The 21414-nt window shown below is 70.1% G+C and carries 26 protein-coding genes and 2 pseudogenes; 14 read left to right on the top strand and 14 right to left on the bottom strand.

The features are described 5' to 3' along the window. Positions 1 to 491 precede the first annotated feature (491 nt). Positions 492 to 683 carry a hypothetical protein gene (locus P3T39_RS33370; protein WP_280703016.1) on the bottom strand — a complete coding sequence of 64 codons (192 nt, stop codon included), beginning with the start codon at positions 681 to 683 and terminating at the stop codon, positions 492 to 494. Positions 684 to 768: 85 nt separating this feature from the next. After that, complete coding sequence (locus tag P3T39_RS33365; RefSeq protein WP_280703015.1) at positions 769 to 1143, bottom strand: hypothetical protein; 375 nt, start codon at positions 1141 to 1143, stop codon at positions 769 to 771. Between the two features lie 735 nt (positions 1144 to 1878). Here P3T39_RS33365 and P3T39_RS33360 point away from each other — a divergent pair. The 4 genes from P3T39_RS33360 (at position 1879) to P3T39_RS33345 (ending at position 4713) form a co-directional block, all read left to right on the top strand. Further along, positions 1879 to 2196, top strand: a complete 318-nt coding sequence (locus tag P3T39_RS33360) for a hypothetical protein (protein WP_280703014.1) — start codon at positions 1879 to 1881, stop codon at positions 2194 to 2196. Between the two features lie 233 nt (positions 2197 to 2429). Continuing rightward, on the top strand, positions 2430 to 2906 hold the full coding sequence (locus tag P3T39_RS33355; RefSeq protein WP_280703013.1) for an SgcJ/EcaC family oxidoreductase: 477 nt from the start codon (positions 2430 to 2432) through the stop codon (positions 2904 to 2906). 437 nt (positions 2907 to 3343) lie between these two features. Next, complete coding sequence (locus P3T39_RS33350; RefSeq protein WP_280703012.1) at positions 3344 to 4279, top strand: GNAT family N-acetyltransferase; 936 nt, start codon at positions 3344 to 3346, stop codon at positions 4277 to 4279. 176 nt (positions 4280 to 4455) lie between these two features. Beyond that, positions 4456 to 4713, top strand: coding sequence for an alpha/beta hydrolase (locus tag P3T39_RS33345; protein WP_280703011.1), 258 nt, complete (start codon positions 4456 to 4458; stop codon positions 4711 to 4713). A gap of 4 nt (positions 4714 to 4717) precedes the next feature. On the opposite strand, the gene P3T39_RS33340 is transcribed toward P3T39_RS33345, so the two are convergent. From P3T39_RS33340 to P3T39_RS33330, 3 genes are read right to left on the bottom strand one after another with little or no spacing between them, the layout of a single operon-like run. Then, the gene (locus tag P3T39_RS33340) at positions 4718 to 5167 is read right to left on the bottom strand and encodes a hypothetical protein (RefSeq protein ID WP_280703010.1); all 450 of its coding nucleotides are present in this window, start codon (positions 5165 to 5167) and stop codon (positions 4718 to 4720) included. Then, a complete protein-coding gene (locus P3T39_RS33335) occupies positions 5164 to 5448 on the bottom strand; it encodes a sigma factor-like helix-turn-helix DNA-binding protein (protein ID WP_280703009.1) in 285 nt (94 codons plus the stop codon). Before P3T39_RS33335 ends, P3T39_RS33340 begins: the two co-directional genes overlap by 4 nt. Before the next feature lie 47 nt (positions 5449 to 5495). Continuing rightward, positions 5496 to 6092 (bottom strand): TetR/AcrR family transcriptional regulator, encoded by a 597-nt coding sequence (locus P3T39_RS33330; protein ID WP_280703008.1) that lies wholly within the window; start codon positions 6090 to 6092, stop codon positions 5496 to 5498. A gap of 166 nt (positions 6093 to 6258) precedes the next feature. On the opposite strand from P3T39_RS33330, the gene P3T39_RS33325 reads away from it, so the two are divergent. Continuing rightward, a complete protein-coding gene (locus P3T39_RS33325) occupies positions 6259 to 7218 on the top strand; it encodes a chlorophyllase (RefSeq protein WP_280703007.1) in 960 nt (319 codons plus the stop codon). Positions 7219 to 7274: 56 nt separating this feature from the next. On the opposite strand, the pseudogene P3T39_RS33320 reads toward P3T39_RS33325, so the two are convergent. From P3T39_RS33320 to P3T39_RS33295, 6 genes and pseudogenes are all read right to left on the bottom strand, one after another. Next, positions 7275 to 7415 (bottom strand): annotated as a pseudogene (locus tag P3T39_RS33320) (IS5/IS1182 family transposase); the annotation flags it as partial. A gap of 614 nt (positions 7416 to 8029) precedes the next feature. Beyond that, complete coding sequence (locus tag P3T39_RS33315) at positions 8030 to 8488, bottom strand: PH domain-containing protein (RefSeq protein WP_280703006.1); 459 nt, start codon at positions 8486 to 8488, stop codon at positions 8030 to 8032. A gap of 1044 nt (positions 8489 to 9532) precedes the next feature. Further along, complete coding sequence (locus P3T39_RS33310) at positions 9533 to 10621, bottom strand: tetratricopeptide repeat protein (protein WP_280703005.1); 1089 nt, start codon at positions 10619 to 10621, stop codon at positions 9533 to 9535. After that, positions 10618 to 11943 carry an ATP-binding protein gene (locus P3T39_RS33305; protein WP_280703004.1) on the bottom strand — a complete coding sequence of 442 codons (1326 nt, stop codon included), beginning with the start codon at positions 11941 to 11943 and terminating at the stop codon, positions 10618 to 10620. The genes P3T39_RS33310 and P3T39_RS33305 overlap by 4 nt, the downstream gene beginning before the upstream one ends. Before the next feature lie 749 nt (positions 11944 to 12692). Beyond that, positions 12693 to 13013, bottom strand: a complete 321-nt coding sequence (locus tag P3T39_RS33300) for a hypothetical protein (RefSeq protein WP_280703003.1) — start codon at positions 13011 to 13013, stop codon at positions 12693 to 12695. A 291-nt stretch (positions 13014 to 13304) separates the two neighbouring features. Next, complete coding sequence (locus P3T39_RS33295) at positions 13305 to 14081, bottom strand: S41 family peptidase (protein WP_280703002.1); 777 nt, start codon at positions 14079 to 14081, stop codon at positions 13305 to 13307. A gap of 647 nt (positions 14082 to 14728) precedes the next feature. On the opposite strand from P3T39_RS33295, the pseudogene P3T39_RS33290 reads away from it, so the two are divergent. Next, positions 14729 to 14944 (top strand): annotated as a pseudogene (locus P3T39_RS33290) (AarF/UbiB family protein); the annotation flags it as partial. A gap of 402 nt (positions 14945 to 15346) precedes the next feature. Then, complete coding sequence (locus tag P3T39_RS33285; protein WP_280703001.1) at positions 15347 to 16060, top strand: SDR family oxidoreductase; 714 nt, start codon at positions 15347 to 15349, stop codon at positions 16058 to 16060. An 84-nt stretch (positions 16061 to 16144) separates the two neighbouring features. Here P3T39_RS33285 and P3T39_RS33280 read toward each other — a convergent pair whose 3' ends face one another. Continuing rightward, positions 16145 to 16525 carry a hypothetical protein gene (locus tag P3T39_RS33280; protein WP_280703000.1) on the bottom strand — a complete coding sequence of 127 codons (381 nt, stop codon included), beginning with the start codon at positions 16523 to 16525 and terminating at the stop codon, positions 16145 to 16147. Here P3T39_RS33280 and P3T39_RS33275 point away from each other — a divergent pair. Beyond that, a complete protein-coding gene (locus P3T39_RS33275) occupies positions 16524 to 16676 on the top strand; it encodes a hypothetical protein (RefSeq protein WP_280702999.1) in 153 nt (50 codons plus the stop codon). The two genes, P3T39_RS33280 and P3T39_RS33275, sit on opposite strands and share 2 nt — an antisense overlap. 53 nt (positions 16677 to 16729) lie before the next feature. Beyond that, on the top strand, positions 16730 to 16999 hold the full coding sequence (locus P3T39_RS33270; RefSeq protein WP_280702998.1) for a hypothetical protein: 270 nt from the start codon (positions 16730 to 16732) through the stop codon (positions 16997 to 16999). Here the strand turns inward: P3T39_RS33270 and P3T39_RS33265 are convergent. Both P3T39_RS33265 and P3T39_RS33260 read right to left on the bottom strand, forming a co-directional pair. Further along, on the bottom strand, positions 16950 to 17666 hold the full coding sequence (locus tag P3T39_RS33265; protein ID WP_280702997.1) for a hypothetical protein: 717 nt from the start codon (positions 17664 to 17666) through the stop codon (positions 16950 to 16952). The two genes, P3T39_RS33270 and P3T39_RS33265, sit on opposite strands and share 50 nt — an antisense overlap. Beyond that, complete coding sequence (locus tag P3T39_RS33260) at positions 17654 to 17932, bottom strand: hypothetical protein (protein WP_280702996.1); 279 nt, start codon at positions 17930 to 17932, stop codon at positions 17654 to 17656. Before P3T39_RS33260 ends, P3T39_RS33265 begins: the two co-directional genes overlap by 13 nt. 259 nt (positions 17933 to 18191) lie before the next feature. Between P3T39_RS33260 and P3T39_RS33255 the strand changes: the two genes are divergently transcribed. The 5 genes from P3T39_RS33255 to P3T39_RS33235 all read left to right on the top strand — a co-directional run bounded on the left by P3T39_RS33255 (position 18192) and on the right by P3T39_RS33235 (position 21258). Next, positions 18192 to 19310 (top strand): PP2C family protein-serine/threonine phosphatase, encoded by a 1119-nt coding sequence (locus P3T39_RS33255; protein WP_280702995.1) that lies wholly within the window; start codon positions 18192 to 18194, stop codon positions 19308 to 19310. Positions 19311 to 19635: 325 nt separating this feature from the next. Next, on the top strand, positions 19636 to 19872 hold the full coding sequence (locus tag P3T39_RS33250) for a hypothetical protein (protein WP_280702994.1): 237 nt from the start codon (positions 19636 to 19638) through the stop codon (positions 19870 to 19872). Between the two features lie 77 nt (positions 19873 to 19949). Then, complete coding sequence (locus P3T39_RS33245) at positions 19950 to 20420, top strand: DUF402 domain-containing protein (RefSeq protein WP_280702993.1); 471 nt, start codon at positions 19950 to 19952, stop codon at positions 20418 to 20420. A gap of 322 nt (positions 20421 to 20742) precedes the next feature. Next, positions 20743 to 21072, top strand: coding sequence for a hypothetical protein (locus P3T39_RS33240; protein ID WP_280702992.1), 330 nt, complete (start codon positions 20743 to 20745; stop codon positions 21070 to 21072). A 36-nt stretch (positions 21073 to 21108) separates the two neighbouring features. Continuing rightward, positions 21109 to 21258 carry a hypothetical protein gene (locus tag P3T39_RS33235; protein WP_280702991.1) on the top strand — a complete coding sequence of 50 codons (150 nt, stop codon included), beginning with the start codon at positions 21109 to 21111 and terminating at the stop codon, positions 21256 to 21258. Positions 21259 to 21414 lie beyond the last annotated feature (156 nt).

The following is a 21414-nucleotide window of genomic DNA, read 5'->3' as shown; positions in this document are numbered from 1 at the left end:
CAGCGGCGGCCGCCATCACCACCGTGGGCAGGAGCCACACGAGAACAGGAGCGGAGCGCCGGCCTCCGGGTGACGATCCAGCACGAAGCATCAGCATCCTCAAACGGTCGAAAGAGTACGGAAGGACGGGCGGGGGCCGGCTCCGGCGGCTCGGGGGCTGCGTTTCGCACGCGGCCCGGTGCCCGCGCCGGTCCTCGCGGACCTGGTGCGACGGGTGTGCGGCGGGCTGAGCCGGAAGCAGCACAACCGGTTTTCAGGAGGTTTCCGAGGAAACCTCAACAGTGCTGCTCTGTAGCTGATCCAGTGCCTTCCTTCCGGATATTCCACGCATCTCGCACACCGGTGGGAAGTGTCCGGACAGGGCTCTCGCTCCGCCGCCGGGGTGGTGCTGGCACCAGGTTGCCCCGTCCCGGGCGTGTCGTACCCTGTGCCCGGGCCCAGTTCGCCCATGAGAGGGGTCTGCCCGGGGAATTGCCATGCGGTACGGGGGATCAGTGGTAGGGCGGTATCCACCTCGGTGAACGCCCGCAGACGGACCCGTCTGCGGCCCGCCGCTGGTGGTGCAGCGCAGCGCGGCAGGCCGTCGGGATGACGGCGCCGACCGGGCCCTCGGTGAAGCGGTGCTGGACCTCGGGGACGAAGCCGAGCGGGCGGTCCTCGTCCCCGCGCCGGCGGGCGATCACGCTCGGAGCCCGTTCGCCTGTGAAGCAGTTGGTCAGCCGCGGCCGATGCCCGGAGGGTGCCGTGCCTTGGCGGCACCGCTGCTGCTCATCCCGTGGTGACGTAGCCGAACGGGGCCGAGTCGTCGGGGAGTTCGGGAGCCTGGGGGTCCAAGTCGCCGGACGTGGCAGTGTCGCTGTCGAGATCGTGGTGCACCGCCCATGCGATTCGCTGGATCGTGCTGATCCCGTACGACTCGGTGGGGTTGTCCTCGGTGAGGACGGCCATCCGGTAGTCCTTGCTCTCGTTGGTGAAGACACCGATGCTGTGGACCCGCCAGCCGTGGGTCGCCCGAGGCAGCCAGCCGTTCTTCACGTGCACAGAGATCCCCTCCGGTGCGCCGAAAGGCGTGCCCCAGCGTTGGTCGGCCTCCACCCGGTTCATCAGGTCGAGCCCGTACTCCCTGCTTGCCGGCGCGAGCACTTCCGGGAGGCGAGTGTGCCGTTGTCGTCACGCCAGTCACTGATCGAGGATGGACGGCCAGGTACTGGCGCCTGTCCTCAGGTGCCGGTGCGTAGGTCGTGCTGCCCCGCCGCCGGCGGTGGGGGAGTGCTGCGATGAAGGGGGAACGGTGGATAAGGATGCGGTACTGCGGGCGAGGATGCCGCTTCTCAGCACCGACAGGCGGGTGTTGCGCGGACCGGACGTGTTGCGGGTGCACCGACTGCTGACGCAGGTCAGCCCGGCGGTGTACGGGTCCGAGCTCGCGCATGTGCTGGTTGAGGCTGGCCGCTCGCCCGTGTTGGGGGTTGCCGGAGGCGCGGTTGGCACTGCTGGAGGAGGCGGTTGAGGTTGCGGAGCGCTGAACGAGGCGAACCCGTTCCGGGCGAAGGTGCTCGCCAAGGCGCTCGATGCCCACCGACGGGAGTGGACCGCGTCAGCCGTCGAGGCCGGTGCTCAGCTGGACCGCCCCCACGACGTGTGAGCCCGCGCCGTCCGTAGCCGGCCCGGTGACGGGTTGCAGGCTGAGCGGGTCGATACCGGCCACCTGGGGCGTAGCCGCCGCCGATCCGGCTTCGGGGCCGGCCGGCGCGGCAGGGCGCTGTCCGAGCGAGCCGCTCTGGTCGTCGTCAGCAGTGGTGACGCCGGTGGATGAACTCTGCGGCCGGTTGGGCGTTGCGCGAGCAGGTGCGTGGGAGAGAGTGGAAGGCTGCCGGGATGGTGAACGACGTCCCCCCTGATCCCTGTTCGATCCTGCCGATCACCGCGCCCGAGCACTCCTGGGGCAATCAGGCATGGCGGCTGATGACCTGCCGGCCTGACGACCCCGCAGCCAGGAGGGAAGCGGCGGTTCTGCTGGTGCGTGCCGCATGCCAGGTGCTGTGGAAGGCGGAGCTGGTCCTGGCCCTGCTGGACGATGAGATGGTGGCCGACGTTCTGCGGGAGAGCCGGGAGCTGGACCAGGGGCCGAACGGAGAACAGCCCTGGCGCGGGCGGGTCGTTGCCGCGCTGGCTACCGGGCCGCAGGCCCAGTAGCGGGCTGGGTGGGTCGGCCTTCACACACCCCCCACGGCCGAGCCCCGTACGGCAAGCGGATCGCCCGGCAGCTGCGGAGCCGATACTCGCTCCCCCCGGCCGCGAAGCTGTCCGCGTGCCGAATCGCCTGCGCCGGGTGAGGCTGGTTGTACGTCCGCCTTGAACATCGACCACGCAGGAGGTGCTCGATGAGGCGCAAATACCTCGCCGGGGCCGCTCTCGCCGCCGCCCTTGTGTTCACCGGAACCGGAGCGACCTACGCGACCGGAACACACACCCAGCTCCCCAGCACGGACAGTGCTGTCACAAGTACTACCGCCCAGCCGCCAACCGAGGGACAGATCGCAGCCTTGTTCGACCGGTGGAACGCGGCCCTGGCCACCGGCGACGCGAACCGTGTTGCGGACCTGTACGCCCCCGATGCCGTGCTGCTACCAACCGTCTCCGCCGAAATCCGTACCGACCGGGCCGGGATAGTCGACTACTTCAAGCACTTCCTGGAAAGCAAACCCGTCGGCAGGATCCAGGAGCGGTTCATCGACATCCTGGACCGCACCAATGCCGTCGACACGGGCCTCTACCAGTTCACGCTGACCAACCAAGACGGCAGCAAAACCAAGGTCAACGCTCGCTACACCTTCGTTTACGAGCTGCGCGGAGGCACCTGGCTCATCATCAACCACCATTCCTCGGAGCTGCCTGCCGGCTGAGGTACGTTGGGCGCCACTCCCGATCCGGGGCGCCACGTCCGATGCCGTGCCGAGCCCCGCACGGCTGGTCGGGTGATCGAGACGATTACGGCCTGTGTGGGTATCCTCAGCACGCTCACCGCAGTGTGGATCAGTGTGGCCGACCGCCGCCGGCGGACCGCGCAGACGAAGTGTGAGGAAGGAGGGGCAGTACGGCTCGAGGCACGTGAGGCTGCCGCCGAGGAACGGCGTGCCGTCGCCGGTCGATCGCGGCAAGCCGGGCAGCAAGCACCACCTGTATCTGCGACGGCGACGGCATACCCAGGCTCCCGCCATGGGTGGTCCAGTGTTGGTGATCGAGCTGGGCAAGACGGTGGTTCGTTAGTTGATCTCGTTTGTGGGCTGCGGGTTTGCTGGTTGGTTGGGGAGTGTGGCTCGCCCTGTGTGATCATCGCCGGATGATCTTCCGTTCTGCCACCGCAGACCCCTCGGACCTCGACCGCGCGGCCGCCTACCCGGTCGACGGTCCCGTCCCCGCCCTGACCGCTGAGAAGATCCGTGAGGAGTTCGCCGAGAACCGGATGCGCCCTGCGTGGACCTGGTTCGCCGAGGATGAAGACGGCGAAATCCTTGCCCGCGCCCTGTGGTGGGGCCGCGCCGACAGCGCGCAGCCCATCGCGCTCGACTGCCTCCAGGTCCGGGCGGGCGTGGCCGACCCGGCCGGCGTGGCCGCCGGGCTGCTCGCAGCCGGCCACGCCTCCTTCGGGAACCTCCCGGGCTACAACATCTCGCTGCCGCGCGGGTGGCGCGCCGAGCCGGCCCTGGCCGAGGCGGTCGCCTGGCGTCAGGAGGCCGCGCACAAGACCGGCCTGACGCGCGAGATCGAGCGGCTGCGCTACGAGTGGACCCCGCAGGCCGGGGCCGCCGAGCCCACCGGGCGGCTGGTCTTCCGGGAGGGCACCGACGAGGAGTTCCTGGACGCCTTCGTGCGTCTGTCCCACGGCAGCCTCGATCTGGCGACGCAGAACGAGCTGCGCACGATGGATGCCGAGCAGCTGGCCCGCGAGGACTTCGACTTCTACTTCGGCTGCCCCGGCGAGCGCTCGTGGTGGCGTCTGGCCCATCTCCCGGACGGCACTCTGGCTGGGATGGCCATCCCCTCGGCGACGCCCTATCACCGCAATGTGGGATACCTGGGTGTCGTACCGGAACAGCGCGGCCGGGGCCTGATCGACGAGATCCTGGCCGAGATCACCCGCTTCCACGCGGCGGCGGGTGCCGAGCGCGTCACCGCGACCACGGACACCGTCAATGTCCCGATGGCCGCCGCCTTCGACCGCGCCGGGTACGAGGTGACGGAGATCCGCCTCGTCCTGGAAAGCCCCTCTCTGTAAGCCGGAGGCCCGAAGCCGGACGGCGCCGGCACCGGAGCTGCCGGACACTGGCCCGCGCGCCGGCGTTCAGCCGCTTCCTGCTGCGGCACCAGGTCGCCGAACCGTCGGTCTGGCAAGCCGGCGAGCTCGCGGAGTTCAGCGCCGCGGCCCAGGCCGGCGCGCATGCCGGGCAGGCCATGTTCTGGCAGTACGTGGTCCGCGAGATCCCCGCGCTGCTGCGCGGCACATGGCGCGGGCAGCGGCTGACCGTCCCGACCCTGCTGCTGGGCGGCGAGCGGGACAACGTGATCCCGCCATCCATGCTGGCCGGAGGCGAGAGCCACGCAGGCGACCTCACCGTACGGATCGTGCCGGGCGTCGGCCACTTCCTGCCTCAGGAGAGTCCCCACGTGGTCGCTGAGGCGATGAACGAGCTGTTCGCGACGGGCAGTTGAGAGGCTACGAGCGCAAGGCTGCCCGCTCCGCGACCTTCCGGACGAAGGTCCGCCCGTGGCGGGCGCGGCGAGCGTACGCCCACTGAACCGGCCGCAGGGCGGCGGGACGCGCCGCGCCGAGCATGGCGAAGCGCGTGCCGTCACCCTCCGGCACGGCCGCCATACCCCCCACCACGAGCCGCGACCGCATCAGGCACCACCCGGGAGCCAGTCGCACCTCGAAGGCGCTGCGGCAGCCCAACGGGCCCATCGCCAGAGCGCCTTTGCGATCGGCGTTGCCGGGAGGAATGCGGAACTCGCGCAACAGGGGTACCAGGTACGGCAGTTCGCCTGCCAGATCCGAGGCGACCGCCCACACCTTGTCGTACGACGGCTCCAGGCGCTCCTCCGCGTACATCGTGGTGTGCAGGCCAGCGGCCAGGAGTCGCAGCCGGGTCACGGCGTCAATACTCATTGCTGCCACGCCTTCCGGAAGGCCGAACGGGCGCGGTGCAGCCGGGACTTGACCGTTCCCGGCGCGGTGCCCAGGATCTCGGCCGCACTTCGTTCATCAAGCTCCTCGAGCTCGCGCAGGACCAGCACGGCGCGATGATGCACCGGCACCCGCGCAAGCACGTCCCGTACCTGTGCCGATGGCTCCCCGTCGCCGACGAGACCGGGCAGGCCGACGAAATCCTCGGGATCGACCGTCCGCTCAACCGCGCTGCGCCGAGCCACCCGCACCGCCTCGCGCACGGTCAGGCCGGGCTCGGGCTCGGCGGGGCCATCGAGTGTCGTCGACGTCAGGACGACTGCGGTCGCCGCAGTCCCTGGAGGAGAAGTTCGACCAGTCGGCGGGGGTCGTAGCGCGGGTCGCTGTCACGTCCGATGCAGAGGTTGCCGATGCCGCGCATCAGTTCGTAGGCGTGTGTGCCGGGGCTGATTTCGCCGGCGCTGACTGCGGCGTCGAGCAACTGCGCGCAGGCGGGCACCAAGCGGTCGAGGAAGTAGGTGTGCAGGGCCTCGAAGCCGCTGCTGTCCGATTGCAGCGCGTTGGCGAGTCCGTGCTTCGTGACCAGGAAATCTACGAAGAGGTCGACCCACTGACGGAGTGCTGCGAGCGGAGAGTCGGCACTGGCCAGCAGGCTCGGGCCGGCCTCGGCGCATGCCTCGACCTGGTGGCGGTAGACCGCGACGACGAGATCCGCCCGAGTCGGGAAGTGGCGGTAGATCGTCCCCATCCCGACGCCCGCCCTGGCCGCGATCTCACGGATCGGTGCGTCGATGCCGGAGGTGACGAACACCGCGGCGGCGGCGGCAAGCAGCGTCTGCTGGTTGCGCAGCGCGTCGGCCCGCTTGCTTCGGGCCGGCACCTCCCCGGAGGGGCTTGTAGTGGGCACCACGCTCTCCTTCCGACGGTCGTTGACAAAGCGGAACACTGCTCCGTATGTTAATCGGAACAGTGCTCCGCTTTAATCGTAACCGAAGCCGGACGCTCCCGACCGCCTCGCCCGCCGCCGGCCGAATGAGACCGGCGGCAGAGGCCATCGAAGGGAAATACGCATCATGAGTGAGTCGACTCACCCAGCCGACACCTTCGGCTCGCCCACTCCCGTCCTCTCGGTCAGCCCGGTAGTGCTGTCGGCTCCCGGCCGAGCCGTGGACCTGGAGGTGCGAGTCTCCGCGCCCGTGACCGGGAGCGATCTGCCGGTCATCCTCCTCTCGCACGGTCAGGGCTACTCGAACAACCTCTCCTCGCTGAACGGCTACGCCCCCCTCGCCAACTTCTGGGCGGCACACGGCTTCGTCGTGATCCAGCCCACCCATCTGAGCTCGACGACGCTGAGCCTGGACCCCGACACCCCCGGGGCGCCTCTGTACTGGCGATCACGGGCCGAGGACATGAAGCGCATCCTCGACCGGCTCGACGCGATAGAGGCCGCCGTCCCGCAGCTCCTCGGGCGCCTGGACCGAAGCAAGGTCGCCGTAGCCGGGCACTCGATGGGCGGGCACACTGCGAGCCTGCTGCTGGGCGCCCGGCTCACCGATCCCCATGACGGAACGGAAGTGAACCTGGCCGAGCCCCGGATCAAGGCGGGTGTGCTGCTCGCCGCGCCCGGCAGAGGCGGCGATGCCCTCACCGAGTCCGCAGCCGAGAATCTTTCCTTCTTCTTGACCACGGACTTCTCCGAGATGACGACGCCCGCGCTCGTGGTCGCCGGTGACAAGGACACCTCTGCCCACCTCACGGTTCGGGGCGCGGACTGGCACACCGATCCGTACGTCCTCTCCCCGGGCCCCAAGTCCCTGCTCACCCTGTTCGACGCAGAGCACGGGCTCGGCGGGGTCTCCGGATACGACGTCGCCGAGACCACGGACGAGAACCCCGAGCGGGTCGCTGTGGTCCAGCGGCTCACCTGGGCCTACCTCCGCACCGAGCTCTACCCTGGGGATTCCGCCTGGCAGGCAGCGCGTGACGCACTGGCGGCCGGACCCAACCCGCTCGGACGGGTCGAATCCAAGTAAGCCGGGCATGAGTGGTTTCAGAGGGCGTTTGATGTGAGCGGATTGCCCTTTATGTCCTAGCAGGTTCCTCGCCAGGTTGGTGTGGTCCCGTCCGTTATGCGCTTGGTGAGGTCGTCGATCGAGGCGATGTGGGTCATGGCTTCGGAGCTCGCCGACAGGGTCTCGTAGTCGCGAGCGAGACGGCGGCGCAACATGATCCTACGTGGCGGAGGATCCGCTTCCGCTGCCACTTGGGCGGTTCTACGACTTCTTCAAACCAGACGGACTTCAGAGCCCAGAAGCAGATGAGACGGACGGTCAAGTCCACGGCCAAGGGAAGGACACTGTTCTCTTGTCGTGCATATCTCCACGAAGGCGGGCAGGGGCGAAAGCCGCTTACAGGAATAGAAATCTCTAAACGCCCACTCAACGGTGCGGCTGAGATGATCTGCAGCCTCTTCGAGGCCCCCGCAGACCTGGCGCCCCAGCTGAAGCTGACCGTTGAGCTGGATCCCAGCGCCACTCAGGCTCAGCGGAGCTGACTATCCGGCAGCCGCGCGAAAGGCCGGCCCACCGCACGGTGGTGCCGGCCTTTCCGCTTGCCACCGGGCTCGTCGTCCGGGTCGGTCGGTGCTGGCACTTCTGCGCGACCCCACGGTGTCGACCAGGTTCCCGGGGCCCAGGCGGAACGGCCGGTCGGGTCAGGCGCCAGCCATGCGCCGATCTCCGTGGCGGCCGCGGTGTCGCAGCTCCGTGTCGGCAGCACGTAGGTGGCTGCGTACGCGGTCGCGTGCAGCGTGGCGATCCGTCTGCGGTAGCCAGTCGGAGCCTTCTATTGGTCTAGACCTATCGAGGCGTTGGGGTGGACCGCGTGCCGGTGCCAGTACGCGAGCAGCTGATCCCGCTCGGCGGGGTACCCGGGGTGCGGTGCGAGCGCGGTGGTCGAGGGACAGGGCAGCGCGAGGTGGCGGCCGTCGACCAGGTGCAGCCGGATGAACGTGCTGCCCCGGTTCTCCAGCGGCTGCAGCCCGGCGATCTGCTCCCAGGCGAAGTGCCGGCGGCGGACGTAGAACTGCCGGACCTCGATCCCCGAGGGGCTCACCACGGTCCGGCCGCCGGCGGCGGCGGCCGTGGAGAGCGCGAGGATCCCCACCGCCATCCCAAGCCCGGTGAGCGGCTTGTGCAGCGAGGCGATGAACGGCATCGAGACCATGACGGCGAAGATCACGCCGTATCGGACCAGGAACCCGGTGAGCTGCCGCCGGGACATGGTGAAGATCAGATTTTCCACATCCTGGACCTTACTGGCCTGCGCAAACGCGCCCGCGCCCGGCCCTCGCACCGGCATCGCCGGCAACGCGCCCCGCCCCCGGCGCGCGGAGAGGTGGGCGGCACCGCCCGGGCAGCTGCGGCTCTTGGCACCGACCGCGTCGGCGGCACCGCCGCCAAACCGTACTGGCCGCCACTCGCTGACCGATGCTCTCGACAACCCGATGGACCGGGCGCACTACGACCAGCGCCAGGCCGCCCGCGGAGCGGAGGCTGACCGCCTCCACCGCGAGCACATGCAGACCCTGGCCTGCATCGACTGTGGCATGGTGCCGAAACGGGAGAAGGAGTGGGTCGTGGAGGCCCACCGGCGCTGGAAGCGCAGGGCGGGCGACCGCTGCCGCCCCTGCCGCCGCCATCCTCGAACTACGGGCCTCCAGGCTGGAGTCGGTGGACCCGCATCCCGGAGTGACCTCCAAGCCCTTCAACGTCCGTTGCACTCGGCCGAAGTGCAAGGGGCACACCGAACCCTTCCCCGCCCGATGGTGCCGCTGCGCGCGCTGCTCAAGCTCGCCCCGACTCCACCCTGCTGTGGCAGGCCGACATTGCCGCCCACCACGACCTGGCCCTGCTGCCCGGCGGAGGCGTCCTTGTGCTGGCCGAGGCACCGCGCCGGATCACCTGGGACGGGCTGCCGGCCACGGTGCTGGACAACACCCTCGCCGGCGCAGAGCTGTTCGGTGGGGGTGGCGGGCGGTGAGGCGAGCGCACCCGCGGTGGGACGGTGATCGAGGTCAACCATCCCGACAACGCCAGCCGCTGGCGTCGCGGCAGGACAGACACCATCGATGCCGAGGCGGGTGCCCGCTCGGCGCTCGTTCGCCCTTGGTGTCGGAGCCCAGGCAGAACCTGGTGGTGAACGCGATCTCCAGATCACCCAGGCGCGGAACGGCGGCAGGCACGCGAGGTCAGTGGACCTTTCATGCCCGGCAGGCCGCCCAGGGTGGCGGCGGCCTGCTCGTACCCTGCCCGACCTCGAAGGGCGCCTCGGCGCGCTGCTGCGCGCTCAGGAGCGGTTCGCCGAGCGCTCGAACCACACGGTGAGCAGGGTCGGCACCAGCGCTACCCAGAACAGCACCTGCGGGACGAGCCGTTCGGACCACGGCACGGTCACGATGACCACGGCGGTGAGCGTGCACCACGCCGACTGCCCGACGATCAGTCGCGCCCAGCCGACCCGCCGGACCAGCAACCGCAGGCTCATCCGTACTCCGGTACGCATCCCCCGGTAGCGGCGCCAGGCGCCGAAGCCCCAGACGGCGGCCATCAGGACGAGCGCGTAGAGCCGGGTGCCGAGCGGCCCCGGCAGGGCCGTCGGGTCGTCGCCGGTCGGGAAGACCCGTCCGGCGAGGGCTGCGATCACCACACAGAGCAGCGCGAGCCAGCGGGTGCCGCGCAGCATCCGGAACACCGCCCCGTCCAGGCCCTTGCGCAGCCCGGGGGCCTGGGGGTCGGCGGCGAGCGCGGTGGCGTACGCGTCGGCAGCAGCCGGCAGCCTGGCGCCCGCGCCGGTCAGCGGTGGCCCGGCGGCGTCCGCCGCGACGTGGGCGGCCCGCTCGCCGAGCGCCCAGGCGTTCTGCGGGTCGATGCGCAGGATCTCGAGCACTGCCTGCCGCACCACGTCCGAGCGGCCGTTCATCAGCGCGGCCTTCCACAGCGCGCTGTGTGCACCGACCGAGTCCGGGCCGAGCCGCACGGCGGTCGTCGCCGCGTCGAACGCTTCGGGCCAGCGCGGCTGCCACGCGCCCAGGGCCTCCGAGAGGGCCGCGAAACCCTGCCATCTCTGCGGGTCGATCCGGATCGTCTCGTGGGCCTCGGCCAGCGCCTCGTCCGGCCGGACGAGCCGCCGCAGCGCGTACGCGCGTACGTAGTGGGCGTCGAAGTCCTCCGGCGCGAGGGCCAGCGCTTCGCCGGTGGCGGTGAGAACCTCCTCGTACTCCTCGACCGACAGGTGGCAGTGGGCGAGGCGTACCCAGCCGCGTACGTCGGTCGGGTCCTCGGCGAGCCGTCGGGCGAGCAACGTGCGGGCCTCGTCGAAGCGGTCGAGCTCCATCAGGGCGGCTGCCTGCTCGACGAGCGGGTGTGGTGCGGTCACAGCTCCCGTGCCTTCTTCAGGTAGGCGAGCAACTCGTCGTACGTGCCGCCCTCGTTGGCGAACATCGCCACGTTGCGGGCGGCCGCATACCACGGCTCGGTGGACGGCCGGATCGCCTTCGCGGCGCCCAGCAGGTCCTTCGTGTTGATCATGCGTACGGTCCCGGTGCGGGCGGAGTCGAGCAGCGCCGACTCCGCCGCGCTCTCGCAGACGTGCGCGAGGTCGGCGCCGGAGAAGCCGTCAGTGGCCTTGACGAGCTTGCCCAAGTCGACCGATTCGATGGGGCGTTCCCGCAGGTGGTAGCGGAGGATCGCGTCGCGGGCCGGGCTGTCGGGCGGCAGCACGAGCAGCGTGCGGTCGAGCCGGCCGGGGCGGCGCAGTGCGATGTCCACGTCCCAAGGGGCGTTGGTCGCGGCGAGCACGAACACCCCGTCGTTGACGTCGCTGACGCCGTCCAGCTCGGTCAGGAGCTGGTTGACGGTGTTGCGCATGCCGCTGTGCTGGGTGCGGCTGCGCTTGGCTCCGAGCGCGTCCAGCTCGTCGAGGAAGACCACGCACGGTGCCTTCCGGCGGGCGGTCTCGAACACCTCGTGCATGTTGCGCTCGGAGTTGCCGATCCACATGTCGAGCACGTCGCTGATCGATACGGAGATGAAACTCGCGCCGAGTTCCCCGGCGACGGCCCGGGCGATGAACGTCTTGCCGCAGCCGGGCGGCCCGTACAGGAGCAGGCCGCCGCGCAGGCTCTTGCCGTACAGCCTGCGCAGTTCCGGGTTGCGCATGGGCGCGAGGAAGGCGGCCTCCAGGCGGTCCTTGACCTCCTGCATCCCGCCGACGTCCGCGAGGCGCACCGCGTCGTCGGGCGCATCCACGTCGTACGCGCTCGCGTCCCCGGGGTCCCCGCTGCCGTCGAGGGCGAGCGGTTCCTCCTTCGCGTCGGGCCTCATGGCGAACCGGGGCGGGAGGACGTCCCCGACCTCCTGCTCGGCGGCCGCCCAGTCGAATCTGCCGCCCTGCTGGACCGGAGCTGTTGGCTGCTCGACGGGGACCGCCGACTGCTCGACGGGAGCCGAGGGCGCCGGCCCGCCCATCGCCCGAGCCATCAGGGCCCGCGCCTGCGCGTCCCCGGGTGCGTGGCTGAGCGCGACGGCCGCCTCCGCCACCGCCGCGTCACCGTGCCCGGCGTCGAGCAGCAGCTCGGCGAGGTGCAGCCGCAGGGGTACGTCCCGGGGCGCTGCGGCGACGGCCGCGCGCAGGCTGCCGATCAGCGGGGACTCGGCGGCCAAGGGGCTGCTGGAGGTGTCGGGGGTTTCGTCGGGCATGGCATCACCCTACGAACCCGCCTCGCGCCCGCGTCACCCAGGTTCCGTCCTGACGGGACGTCCGGCTGCCTGCCCCGCAAGAACTCCGTGACGGTTCGCCGTCGCCGTCGCCGTCGCCGTCGCCGTCGCCGTCGCCGTCGCCGTCGCCGTCACCGTCGGCCGCTCGGGTTCCCTGGCTGACGGGTCGTGACGGTGCCGCCGGGCACGGGCGAGTCGTAGGTGCCGAGGACGCCGGCGCCGGCGCGAAATACGGTGCGGCCGGTGATGCGCCGTTGAGTGGCGAACCGTCAGACCGGCTTCAGTACCGCTGACTTGAGCGTCCCGGGTTCGTGGAGGTTTGATCGGAGGGTTGATCGGGGCTGTCCGGTGGTGCGGCACGATGGTGACTGCTTCGGTGGGTTCGCGGGCGGGTTGGGGCCAGTGTCGGTGTTCGCTGCGCTTGACGCCGGAGTTGGACGTCTTGCGTTTGGCGACGCGGGGGTTGGAGCGTCTGCGGCCGACGGGCAGGAGTCGTTCGGCTGTCTCGCTGATGCCGGCCGCGATGGCCGTGGCCGGGCGATCAGGGGGAAAGGGCCGCCTGCGCGGTGACTTGGCGTCGTGCGAGGCGGACGGTTGGGATGAAGGAGAGCCGGTCGGGATCGACGTACGCGTCTACTCGATGACCCGCACCACGGTGGGATCGGCGCGTTTGCGGTGGTCCCGGGCGGTGATGCTCCGACCCGCCGGCCCCGCGAGCTGGAGAGCGCGCATCATGGCCGGGGTAGGTCCCAGCGCTCGCCCCCGGAATCGGAGACCGAGGGCTCCAACAACTCCGGCGTCAGCCCGTACCGCTCGGCATGATTCAAGAGGGCCTCGCTGCTGCGTCTGGCGGCCGTGGTGTCGTCAAGCATCCCCAGGACCTCCTCCTTGTCGGCGAAGCGGCTCATGCCACAGTCGAGACCGTCGTCGTCGAGATCCTCGGGGTACGGCGCGCGGGACCAGGCCCCGTTCTCGTACCAGTAGACGCAGCCCAGCTCATATCCTTCGAGCAGGTCGCGGAGCTTCTGATGCGGGAGCCAGTCGGGGGGCACCGGCCAGCATGTCGATGGGCGGCTCATGCCACTTGACGCCGCTCGACTCGTCCTCGCCGAAGAGCACGAACCGGTCCTCGCCCATCCGGGCCAGCGTCCACCACGTGCAGCCGCTCGGCGTCTGCCTTGAACACGACGGTGACGTCCTGCTCGGCCAGCACTTCCATGATCCGTACAACGTCCGTTGTCCCCGGCTTCGAGGCTTTCCGCGCGACAGCCGTGGGAAGAGGATTGATGCCGATCGTGGTGCCAGCCCGGTCCAGTCCGGTCCGTTGGGCGCGTTGCTCGGTTTCAGCTGGTGCAGGCAGGTTGGTTGTGCAGCCAGGCTTCGGCCGGGCCAAGCACTGGATCGTCGGAGGTGTGCTCACCCGACGGTCCTGGGGGAACGGCGGCGTCTGGGGGGATGGGGGTGTCGGGTGCGTAGACGTGGCCGGTTCGGTCGGCCTCGGTGAGCACGGTGATGACGAGGACCGCGCCGTCGCTCAACGTGTAGCTGGCATTGCCGGTCGGGTATCCCGCCGTCGGCTGCCCGAAGCTGCGGGTGTCCGGGCGGCCACGGAAGGAGATCAGCGTGGCCTCCGCCGCACTCGCCGTGTACCGGTCGGTCAGGACCGCGATCGGCGCGTCAGGATGCTTCAGCCGGTAGGGGACAGTTGCGAACGTCGACGTGCTGCCGTCCGACTCGGTGAAGACACCGTTCTTGAGCGACCAGCTCGTCCCCGTGGATCCATCCGGCCGTACGAAGGACCCCAGCAGCCCGTCTCCCAGCACCGGCGCGACCGCGCCGATCATCGGACCGTAGCTGCCGCCCGGGTTGCCCCGCAGGTCGACCAGCCATCCGCAGACCCCGGCGCCGTCCATACGGCGCACCGCATCCAGCCCGGCCTGCACATAGCGAGTCTGGGCAACCGGCTGGGCCATCGTGAAGCTCGGTACCGTCAGCAAACCGAGGTCACCGGAGATGACGTGTCCGGTCGGCACGGTCATATCGGGGGAGGGCGCGACGTGATGGGCGGCAACTTCCTCCGGTAGCAGGAGGCTGGTGTGCTTCTCGAGGCGGGCCGACACGGCCTGGATGGCAGGGTAGGTATCGGCAGGCCGCTGAGCACCGGAAGCCAGCCACCGTGCCCACCGGCGCAGATCCGGCCAGTCCATGCTCGCCGATCGCAGCGCATGCTGCTGGAGTAGATCGAGCGCCGCATCCAGATACCCCCGCGCCGCAGCTGACATCGGCGGCTCCGCCTCGGCCGCCGCCCGGCCCACGGTCGTTGCCCGATCTTGCACATCGCACACCGAACCGACCAGGGCAACTACCAGTGCCCACCGCACAATCCGACACACACGCGATCCCACGACCGCCCCCCCTTCTTCCCCCCGGATTGCACACCCTAGCGCGCCTCCCTTGACGGCTTAGCCGCATGAGGTGTCTTTCCACGCGACAGCCGTGGGAAGAGGATTGATGCCGATCGTGGTGCGAGCCCGGTCCAACACGACCGACGTCCGCTGCCCGCGCCAGCCCCGCCTGAGCGCTTTGCCGGGGCCGCCCCTCGTACCTGGTCGGGCGTCAGGTCGCTTCTCCGAGCTGGTAGCCGTCACGTATTCGAAAGCTGCGGTACTCCTCCCGGCCAAGGCCCAGGGTGGCCGACGGCTGGGCCCGTTGTTCGGTTCTCTGGGCCGGGTGCGACTCCCACCCGAGTCCGTAGGATGGGGGACACGTGATGTTGTTGGAGAACGATCCGCGCGAGATCGGCGGGTACCGGCTGGAGGGCCGGCTCGGCTCGGGCGGGATGGGCGTGGTGTACCGCGCGCGGTCGCTGTCCGGGCGGCAGGTGGCGGTCAAGGTGATCCGCCCCGAGCTGGCCGGGGACGGCGAGTTCCGGGCCCGCTTTCGGCACGAGGTCGAGGCCGCCCGCCGGGTCAGCGGCGCGTTCATGTGCTCCCGGGGTTGAGCGCCGCGACACTGAGCGCGACCATGGTCTCGGGCGACGATCAACCTGTTCATCAAGCCCGACCGCGCCAGCGTGGCGAGGTCACCATCGGTGGCCTCGCACCCCACGACGACCTCTTCGGTGAGTTCCCTGGCCCGGCCCGCCCCGTGCACGGCCAACCGAGGCTGGTTCCGCGGCGTCGGCTCCCCGACTCGGAGCATCAGCGGCGCGGAGCCCGGAACGCGGTCCTGCAACCGGCTTCCTCCCTCCTGGAAGGCGGAGACTCCCACCGCAGGCAGCGGGCGGATACCCGAGTCGGCCCGCCTGCACCCCCTGGAAGATTGCCGACCGGTCTGAGCATCCGGCTACGGGAGCCGGCCCGGACAACCACTGGAGAAGGTCACCATGAGGACTCCCGGTCAGAAGGTCGCCGTCATCACGGGTGCGTCGCAGGGCATCGGCGCCGGCCTGGTCGACGCCTACCGCAAGCTCGGCTACGCCGTGGTCGCGACCTCGCGCAGCATCGCCCCGTCCCAGGATCCGGACATCCTCACCATCCAGGGCGACATCGCCGACCCTGCCACCGCCGAACGAGTGGCCGGAGCCGCCATCGAGCGCTTCGGCCGCATCGACACCCTGGTCAACAACGCCGGCATTTTCATCGCCAAGCCGTTCACCGACTACACCCAGGCCGACTACGACGCGGTGACCGGTGTCAACCTGACCGGCTTCTTCCGCATCACCCAGCTTGCCATCGAGCAGATGCTCCGCCAGGGCAGCGGCCACGTCGTCCAGCTCACCACCAGTCTGGTCGACCACGCCATGTCCGCCGTGACCTCGGTGCTGGCCTCCCTCACCAAGGGCGGCCTGCAGTCGGCCACCAAGGCCTTGGCCATCGAGTACGCCTCCTGCGGAATCCGCAGCAACGCCGTCTCGCTCGGCATCGTCAAGACACCGCTGAACCCGGAGAAGTACCACGAGAAGCTCGCCGCCCTGCACCCGATCGGCCGGATGGGCGAGGTCGGCGACATCGTCGACGCGGTGGTCTACCTTGAGAACGCCCCGTTCGTCACCGGCGAGATCCTCCACGTCGACGGTGGCCAGAGCGCCGGCCACTGACCCTGGACGGTCACCCGGGCGCCTGAGCGCGGTGCCCGGGGTACGCAGGCGTCCTGATACGCGAGCCCCCGAAGACATTCCTCATCACCGGCCGAAGCGGATGAGCGGATGAACTGTGGGGCTGCTGTTTGCCTGTTCAACTACCTCATCGGCTTCGACGAACTCGGCCAGAGCGCCGACGAGGCCATCGACCATTTCACCGCCCTCCTGGGCGAAAAAGCCGTTCGCCAGACCCTGGCTGACTACCAGGCAGAAAAACGCAACCCCTTCAACGCCTTCGACGGCATCACCTGCATCAATCTCGACGAACGCCCCGACCGCTGGCAGGCCGTGCAACGGCGTCTGATCCAACTGGGCATCCGCCCCGAACGGATCCACCGCCAGCCGGCCACCGCAACATCGGCCAATCACCGCATCGGCCGCGCCCCAGCTGCTCGACGAACTGCCCGACACCGTCGAAGGCATGACCGCCTGGATCCAGCACTACACCGCACTCGACCAGTACCTGGCCTGCTGGGACCGGCCCGACTGCTTCCGCACCGTCCCGGCCATCGCCACCCAGACCAAGCAGGTCCACCCGATGACGGCGGCCCTGCGCGACCAGCCCGCCCCGTGAACCACTTCCAGGACCACAGACCGCTGTGCGGGCACTGAAAGGAACACCGGCCGTTGAACGCCCCCCGGGCCCGCCGCGAAGGGCTGCGCGTCAAAGAGATCACCGACGGCCGCCTGGCCGTCTACGACGAACACGCCGAGCAGGGACACCTGCTCAGCCCGCTGTGTGCCACCGTCTTCCACCTCGCCGACGCCACCCGCACCTTCACCGACCTCACCACGGCCGCCACCCGCACTCATGCTGTGGCCGACACCGCCGTCATCCGCCTCGCCCTCACCGAACTGCACGTCGCCCACCTGCTCGACGCCCCGCCTGATACCTGATAGCCGATCTCGGCATCAACAGTGGAAGGTCAGACTGGTTCGACTGGACCATCACCACGGGCCGCACCGACACCCAACGATGCCAGATCTCCGACAGCATCAGCAGCGTCTCAGCGGTGCACGGCATCGGGGCCCGCATGCGGTAGAACGCCTCCACATCCACGGCGGCGCGCACGGTGAGCTGCTCGATCTGCCGCTTGCCGATCCTGGTGCCACACGCGCGCTCGATCGCCACCCGGGCTTCGTCGAAGCTGCCGCGCACCGCCTCCGAGGCGGCCAGCTTCCGCAGTCCGTGGCTGGACCGCTCAAGGGGCAGGTTCAGCCCGGCGTCCATCGGGTGCAGGTTCGACGCACCCAGGGCCCGATAGGCGCTCCGGGTCACCGTCACCGTCCCGAACACCGTCGCCAACGGCCGCTGGTGCCCCGGCTCGATCCGGCGCCGCACCACCTGGTCGGTGCCCTGGACATCGGGGAGTCGCGGCTCGCGTATGGACCGCAGGTCCATGTGGTCCTGCAGCAGTCGTCGCATCACCTCTTTCCCGCGATTCGCGATCAGGCCCTCCAACGGAGCGTGCGTCAACCGCTCGGCGGACTCATCGTGCAAGTCCTCCACCAGTGCCCCGAACAGGCTCCACGACGCCCCGAAGCCCGCGATCACCTGCTCCATACCTGCCGCCGGGACAGGCTCATCCCCAGCGGGCTCGTTCGCGCTCCGGTGTGCGCCCACGCCACCGCCCCTGTTCCGGCGCGGGCGAACAGCCCCGGTCCCACCTCGACCAGCACCCCGTCCGTCACCAGGTGCTTGAGTTTGGAGCGCATCGCCTCGACGAACCTGGCCTCCGCACCGAGGTCCAGGGCATCGCACACGTCCCGCGACCGCAGCGGCCCGGCGGCCTGGTCGAACACCGCCTCGATCCGCTGATATACCGTCACATCCCGTAGTGCCCCGCGAACCCCGGGTGCCGGATCAACCTGCCCACCCGCTTCGCCGGCCAGCACCTCGGCCACCGTCCGCCGCACGATCACCAACCGCGACAGCTCATTGCGTGCCGCGTCGTGACGCCTGCGCGTCACCACCGCTCACCGGGTTGTTCGTGGGTACGGGCGAACAGCGATAAAATTACCCAAATCGGTGGCCTGGCTTCCGGGCCTAGGCTGCCGCTCGACCTGTGTGACCCCGGGGAGCGGCACGGTGGCGAGGTCTCCTGAGGAACGCGGAGTCCCGCACAGCGCTGGTGTGCGGGCCAAGCTGCTGCCCATGCTGCCTGCTCTGCTGCTGTTCATCGGCCTGCTCATCGGCCTCTTCACACCCCGCGATGTCAGGCCGGATGCCTTCCTCGCCACGGCCATGGTTGCTGCCGCCGCGCTGCTGCCCCTGTGGGGGACCGTGCTCACCGGAGTGGCCGCGTGCGCCATCTTTGTCGGCCTGATGGTGGACTTCAATGCGCTGCGGGATGCGACCGCCTACTCTGAGCTGGCCACCCTCGCGGCGATTGCGGCATTCGCCGTCTTCCTCAACCGCCTGCTGGGCCGACGCGCCCATCAGCTGGTTCAGGTCCGCTCGGTGGCCGAGGCCGCCCAGCTGGCGGTGCTGCATCCGGTACCACGCCACCTCGGGCACGTCACGCTCGAGAGCCTCTACCTGGCCGCCGCGGCGGAAGCCCGGATCGGCGGCGACCTGTACGAGGCGATACGCACGCCGCACGGCGTACGGCTGCTCATCGGCGACGTACGCGGCAAGGGCCTGCTCGCGGTGCAGACGGCCGCGGCGCTGCTCAGCGCCTTCCGCGAGGCCGCCCACGACGCGCCCGACCTGCCCCACCTCGCGCGCCGCCTGGAGACGAGCATGAGCCGCCACGCCTCCCAGTACCCGGGGGTCCCGGGCTCGGAGATCGCTGAACGTTTCATCACCGCGCTCCTCGCCGAGATCCCGGACGACGAACCGGTCGTCCGGACCGTCACCTGCGGGCACCCGCCCCCGCTGCTGCTGCACCGCGGCGGGGTCCGGAAGCTGCAGCCCGCCGCTCCCTCGCCGCCGCTCAACCTGGGCATGCTGGTGAGCGACGGATACCACGTCGACCTCGCCCCCTTCCACCCCGGAGACCAGCTCCTGCTGTACACCGACGGGGTCACTGAGACCCGCGACCGCTCCGGCGCCTTCTACCCCCTCGCCGAACGCATCCGCTCGTGGAGCGGCGAGGCGCCCCACCAGCTCCTCGACCACCTCCACCGCGACCTGATCGCCTACAGCGGCGGCGAGCTCGACGACGACATCGCTGCCCTCGTCGCCCGGCGGCGCCCGAGCCGCTGAGCCTGAGATGAGGCTCTGACCTGCGCAGGTTTCAGGCGCCGGAACTCGTTCGAGGTGCCTGAAACCGGTGTCTTGGGCGACGACCTTGCCCTCGGCGACGACGTCGGTCGTACGGTGGCCTGCATGGGCAGGGGCGGGGTTCCCCGGCTGAGGCTGGTCGCCTTCGAGGGCCGCGAGACGGGGCCGCGGTTGTGCCGTGGGTGTCGCGAGCCGTTGATGCCGGAGGCGAAGGAGTGACGACCTCCTCCACGGCTCGCCGCCGTCGGCGGCGCCGGACGGGCAATCCCGCCGCCGCTTCGTCGGCCACCGCCGCGTCGATGCCGCCTTGCCCGAGCCCGCCCGCGCACTGCTGCCGGACCTGGAGCAGCGAGCATCTTCTGCCGGGCGGGACGGTGGTGGTCACGACAAGGCACCAGCCCGCGTGTCCGGCCTGGGTGGCCCGCTGATGGCCACCGTCACCGACCTGTTCGCCCCGGGCGACACAGCGGTGCGCCCCGATGTCCGGGCCGGGTCTGGACCGCGATACCGCAGCGCGTCGTCGCCGACACCGGCGACGTCCTGACCCTCGCGTACTGGCCGGGGATCGAGTCCCTCGCCCCGACCACATGGATCAGCTCGCTGCGCACCGGCGACCAGGCCGTGCGCAAGAGCGGTCTGGACGACCTGGCGGCCGGCACCTGGACCCTCGGCTCCTACCGGTGGGAGCGCACCGCGCTGCTGAGCCGCTTCCCGGCCGGCGAGATGTTCAGCGTCCACTGCTTCCAGCACGCCGACAGTGGCGAGCCGATCCGCTGGTACGTGAACTTCGAGCTGCCCTTCACCCGCCGCCCGTCCGTCGGGATCGACACCCTCGACCTGTGCATCGACCTGTTGGCGGAGCCCGACCTGTCCTCGTGGAAGGACGAGGACGAGTACGCCCAGGTGCGCCGTCTCGGCCTGGTCGACGACGACCTGCACGCCCTGGTCGACGCGGCGCGCGAGCGGGCGCTGGGCCTGCTGCAGGACCGCACGGGTCCGTTCGCCGGCGGCTGGCCGACCTGGTCGCCCGACCCTGTCTGGCCGCTGCCGGTGCTGCCCGACGGCGCCGGTACGGCGGCCGCCGAATGCTGACCCGCGACCCGCTGGCTGGGCTGACGGGCGGCCCGTTCGTCGGGGTGGAGAGGGACTCTAGGAGGCGTCGGCTGAGGCGACCGGCTCGGTGGCGTGGTCCCAGGTGATCCGGCCGTTGATCTGAACGGTGCCACTCAGGTCTGAGGGCAGGCGTCTACCGTGCCCTCCTCGGTCCCGCCCGCCGCGGGCGAGTCTGAAACCCAACGTGCAGCATCGATCTGGGCGGTGTTGCGAAACCCTATCGATGAGCCCGGACGCATTGTGTACAGGGCCCCTGAGCTGTGACGATGACCTCCGTGTCTAGGAGATGGGGTCGCACGCGATGAGTCCGTACGCCCAGGAACGGGTCCTGATGTGGCTGTACTGCGGGCTACTGGCGGCCGGAGCAGCCATGGTGGTCTTCGCGAGCCGTCGGCCCCGCCCGCGATCTGCCCAACTGCGCATGGCGGGTGCGGTCATGCTCTTCGGTGGTTCCGGCTTCCTGCTCGACAACCTGCCGCGGCTGCTGGGGTGGCCGCACGACGTCGTGATGACGCTCGACACGGTTGCCTTCCTGCCGATCGTCGCGGCTCTGGTCATTGTGGTGCGGGGCATCGCGCGGCCCGGCGTCGTCCGTTCGAAGGCAGCCAACGCTGTCAGCGGCCGAGAGTAGGTTCGTTCCGTAACTGATCGTGCCCCGAAGGTCGCCGTGTACCACCACGTTTCCCGCGAGCCGAAGTACGGGAACAGCCCGCAGCAGCAGGCCGCTGAAGCGTGGGACGCGTTGGAGAAGTCCGGCTACGAGGCCATCGAGATCGATGGCGTCCGTCTCGACGGCGAGGAAGCCGCCGACCATTGACAGCTGGGTGTCAACGGCGTTTGACTCGGAGCACCGATCGATGACTCAGAGGGGGATTCGTGAAGCTCAAGTCTGTTGTCGCCGCTATTGCCGGGCTGGTTCTGGGCACGGGGCTGCTGTACGTGGCGGTGCCGAGCTCGGCCGCTCCGGCGCCTG

Source organism: Kitasatospora sp. GP82 (assembly GCF_029892105.1).
In the GTDB taxonomy this organism is placed as follows: Bacteria; Actinomycetota; Actinomycetes; order Streptomycetales; family Streptomycetaceae; genus Kitasatospora.
Note: the sequence above shows the minus strand (reverse complement) of the source record. Positions and strands in the feature narration are given on the sequence as shown.